3 protein-coding genes are annotated in these 3,692 nt (G+C 70.3%); 2 read left to right on the forward strand and 1 reads right to left on the reverse strand.

All coding sequences use genetic code 11. The features are described from left to right. Nucleotides 1-142: 142 nt before the first annotated feature. A complete protein-coding gene (locus ACFCX4_RS35240) occupies nucleotides 143-592 on the reverse strand; it encodes a hypothetical protein (protein ID WP_376151391.1) in 450 nt (149 codons plus the stop codon). A gap of 339 nt (nucleotides 593-931) precedes the next feature. On the opposite strand from ACFCX4_RS35240, the gene ACFCX4_RS35245 reads away from it, so the two are divergent. Both ACFCX4_RS35245 and ACFCX4_RS35250 read left to right on the forward strand, forming a co-directional pair. Beyond that, the gene (locus tag ACFCX4_RS35245; RefSeq protein WP_376151393.1) at nucleotides 932-2,737 is read left to right on the forward strand and encodes an alpha/beta fold hydrolase; all 1,806 of its coding nucleotides are present in this window, start codon (nucleotides 932-934) and stop codon (nucleotides 2,735-2,737) included. 233 nt (nucleotides 2,738-2,970) lie between these two features. After that, nucleotides 2,971-3,639, forward strand: coding sequence for a hypothetical protein (locus tag ACFCX4_RS35250; RefSeq protein ID WP_376151395.1), 669 nt, complete (start codon nucleotides 2,971-2,973; stop codon nucleotides 3,637-3,639). The last annotated feature ends 53 nt before the right edge of the window (nucleotides 3,640-3,692 follow it).

The raw sequence follows: 3,692 nt of genomic DNA on the forward strand, positions 1-3,692 counted from the left end.
GGGGCCCCCCCCCCCGGGGGGGGGGGGGTTGTTCTTTGCGGTCCCCGGCTTCACCACCCCCCGCCCCGGGCGCCGCGGGCGCGGCTTTGCCGCGGGCGGCCCCGGGGGGGGCGCGGGCCCCCCCCCGCTTCCGGGCCGGGATTCAGCCGAGGCGGGTGAGCGTGTAGCGATAGGTGATCCGGCCGTCGGCCGAGGCGGTCTTCTCCCGGGTCAGACTGGACTTGCCGTCCAGCTCGTTCAGGTCGGGGCGGATCTCCTCGTCGACGGTCGCGATCTCGTCGTCCGAGTTCCAGTCGTCCTTCTCCTTCAGCCGGATCTGCAGGCGGAAGGCGGTGGACTGGTTCAGGGCGTCCTCGTCGAAGTGCCGCCGGGTGGACCGGTCCGCCGGGAGCTTGAAGAACTCCCCGGCCTTCATGCTCGCGTGGTCCGAGCGCGTGTTGCCGAAGGCGTTCTCGTAGGACGGGTACCACAGGGTGGTGTCGTCCAACAGGATCTTGCCGTAGACCTCGCCCACGGGGTCGTCGGAGCTCTCGCTGACGTCGTCGATCCGTACCCAGTCGAGCTTCAGCTCGTACTCCGCGACACTGCTCATGCTTCCTCCAGGGAACGGGGGTTCGGGAACCGCCTCGGGATCGGCACCGCTCGGTGCCCGCGCCCAAGCTAGGGGCGCGGGCACCGCGAACGGGCCGTGTCGGGACCGCGATCACCCGTCCGGACGAACACGAACCACCCGGGCGTGGTGCGGACGCACCCCAGCGGGTGCGACTGCGGGACACCCCGCCCCGGGGCGCCTAGCGCAGATCGGCCGTGCGGGCGCGGATATCCCGACAACATCACTGGTTCGGATGAAGATTGACGGTGCGTCAGTTTGTCATGAGCCGATCCGATCATGATGCCGATCGGTATCCGTTCACGAAGAAGGTGGTTCAGAATGACCAGTGACGCGACTCCGTCGGTCACCGAAGCGACACTCACCGACATCGCCACCAATGGCATCTGGGGCCCGGGCCACACCGTCAACCAGGCCGTCGTCGAGGTGTCCCGGGCCCTGCTCGCCTCCCTCCAGGGCGAGGAGGGCGTCGAACTCCCGCCGGAGCTCGCGGAGCTGGTGGCCGGGATACGGCGAGTCGCCACGATCGGGCTCCCCCGCATCGTCGCGAACGACGGCGTCCGGCTGTCGGCGTTCTCGATCAGGCTGAAGGACGACGCCCCGCGCCCCGTGGTGATCGTGCCCGCCGGCTGGAACCCGTACGGCTGGCTGCCCTTCCTCCACGCGTACCTCAAGCTCGCGCAGCGCGGCTACCACGTGCTGGCCTACTCCCCGCGCGGCATCGGCATCGAGGGCTGGCCGTCGACCTCCGAGGGGTTCGTCGACGTGGCCGGGCCCAACGACTGGGCCGACGGCTCGTCCGTCATCGACTACGCGCAGGAGTCCCTCGCGCCCAGCCGGATCGGCTTCCTCGGCGAGTCCTACGGCTCCGGGATCAGCCAACTGGTCGCCGCGCACGACCCGGCCGGCCGGGTCGACGCCGTCGTCGCGCTGAGCACCTGGGGGAACCTGGCCACCAGCCTCTACAACAACGGCACCCGGCACCTGGAGGCCGTGCAGGCGCTGATCGACTTCACCGGCGGTCCGCTGGAGACGAAGTTCGACGAGGGCACCCGACAGCTCCTCAAGGACTTCCTGAGCGGCCGGAACCTCGACGAGGTGGTCGCGTGGGGCACCGAGCGCTCCCCGGACGCGTACGTCGACCAGACGAACGCGCGGGGCATCCCGACGTTCGTCTCCAACACCTGGCACGAGACGCTGTTCCCGGTCAACCCGGTGCTCGACCTCTTCGAGCGGCTCACCGTGCCGAAGCGGCTGAACCTGTGGATCGGCGACCACGGCGCCCCCGAGGGACCGGGCCTGGCCGGGCTGGTGCTCGGGGCGCCGTTCCCCGGGCTGGCGGTGCCGATCAAGGAGGCCTACGAGTGGCTGGACCACCACCTGCTCGGCATCGACAACGACGTGACGAACTGGCCGCCCGTGAACAGCCAGAGCCAGTTCACCTACAGGACGGTGTCCGCCCCGGGCGGCACCGACCTGATCACCGTTCCGGCGCACCGCGAGACGTACGGGTCCTGGCAGGAGGCCACCACCGGCAGCGAGGCCTGGTACCTCACCGGTACCGGCGCCACCGGTGACGGAGCGCTGACCGACAAGCCGGCCGCCGGGTGGTCCCGGGAGTTCGAGGCCGGCGCGCTGACCTCCGCCGTGGCGGGCGAGCTGCTCAAGGCCGGGCAGCGGGAATGGTTCGGCAACCCCGGGGCGTACGCACTCGCGGAGTTCGACCGCAGCCGGCTGCTGGTCTGGTCGACCGAACCGCTGGACGGCTCCGACGACGTGGCCCGACGGATCAGGGGCGCCGCCGGCGTGCGGCTCGCCGTCCGCAGCGGCATCGACGCCGCCACCGTGATCGCCTACCTCTTCGACGTCGCCCCCGACGGCACCGCCCGGATCATCACGCACGAGCCGTACACCGCCACCGGGCTGACCCCGAACGTCAGCACCGACATAGCCTGGCTGCTCCAGGCCGTCTCCTACGACCTGCCGGCGGGACACCGCCTCGCTCTGGTGGTCAACAGCCGTGACCCGCTGTACTCCTACGCCGGTTCGGACCTTCCGGCCCTCACCCCCACCACGATCGGCTCCGTGAGCGGCAACGAGGCCCGGCTGGAGCTGCCGCTCGGCTGATACCGCCCCGTCTCCACCACCCGTACGGCAGCCCGCCGACCGTCGCACAGCGGGCTGCCGTACGGGCGTTTCCGGAACCGAATCGGGCCCGGCGGGCCCGGCTCCGTTCGGAGACCGGTCAGCACCGGTTACCGCCCAACAGGCCTGGCAAAGTGCGCACTTCGGTCCGAAACCGGCGACGGGTCGCACTAGAGTGACGGTCGACCAAGGACAACCGAGTGGGGGGACCTCTCATGATTCCGCAGGCATACGTCCAGGCCGGCGACCGGACCGCACCGTCGATCCAGACCGTCAGGGCCCGGATCTCCCAGGCGGTGGGCACGACGCCGGGCACCGCCGTCGAACGCCTCAAGGTCTGGCTGCAGATGCCGACCGACGCGACGTTCAAAGACATGATCGACAACAACTGCAAGCCGCGCGCGGAGAAGCTGGGCGAGTGGCTGAGCCCCGGGGACAAGGGACTCCTCAAGCCGAGCCTGGCGTCGAAGGTGGGACTCGAAGGCAGATGGTCCGCTCTCGCCAGGGGCCTGGAGGCCGACCGGGCCGTGCTCGTCGACGGCGCGGCCAATCACGTGGGCGGGCCCGAGAGCAAGTTCCGCAACGACGAGGGCCGCGGCTTCCACGTGATCCTCTTCCTGGCCAACGGGCTGGAACAGCCCTCCGGGCGCGAGTACTTCCTGGGCTTCGACCCGGACGTCAGCGCCACCACGGAGGCCCGGAACGCCTGGTTGTCGCTGGGCATCGGCACCACCTTGGTGGACGCGCAGAACTTCGACGCCGTGAGGACCGACCAGGTCATCAACACCATGATCCTCGGTGACGGCCAGGACGTGTTCGGTCCGCTGGTCCGCAAGTACTACGTCGACAGGACCGCGGTCTTCCCGCCGGTCAAGCGCGTCTGACCGGAACACCCCCGGAAATCGCCGGCCGACCCGGTGGGCGCGGATTTCCTCTC

Source organism: Kitasatospora sp. NPDC056327 (assembly GCF_042261735.1).
In the GTDB taxonomy this organism is placed as follows: domain Bacteria; phylum Actinomycetota; class Actinomycetes; order Streptomycetales; family Streptomycetaceae; genus Kitasatospora.